We start from the raw sequence: 237 nt of genomic DNA on the forward strand, positions 1-237 counted from the left end.
CCTCCAAAATACCCTCGAAAGGATACAAAAACATTGGAACCTGATTATAACATGAATCAACTTAGTTTGAACATACCTACTGCTTATGAACCTGAGTTAAATCATCCAGCACGTTATATTAATCGGCTGGTTGAAAGCTTAGCGCTGCGGCGACCCAATATTATGGGTCGACCAAGAGAGTATGATCCACGAATGCTGTTAAAGTTAGTTTTACTGGCTTACAGCTATGGTATCATT

At 39.7% G+C, this 237-nt stretch carries 1 protein-coding gene; it reads left to right on the top strand.

Features of this window, described 5'->3' with window-relative positions:
• Positions 1-33: 33 nt before the first annotated feature.
• The coding region (locus FD32_RS10175) for a transposase (RefSeq protein WP_476703301.1) at positions 34-237 on the top strand (204 nt) is incomplete at its 3' end.

It is taken from the genome of Limosilactobacillus panis DSM 6035 (assembly GCF_001435935.1).
In the GTDB taxonomy this organism is placed as follows: domain Bacteria; phylum Bacillota; class Bacilli; order Lactobacillales; family Lactobacillaceae; genus Limosilactobacillus; species Limosilactobacillus panis.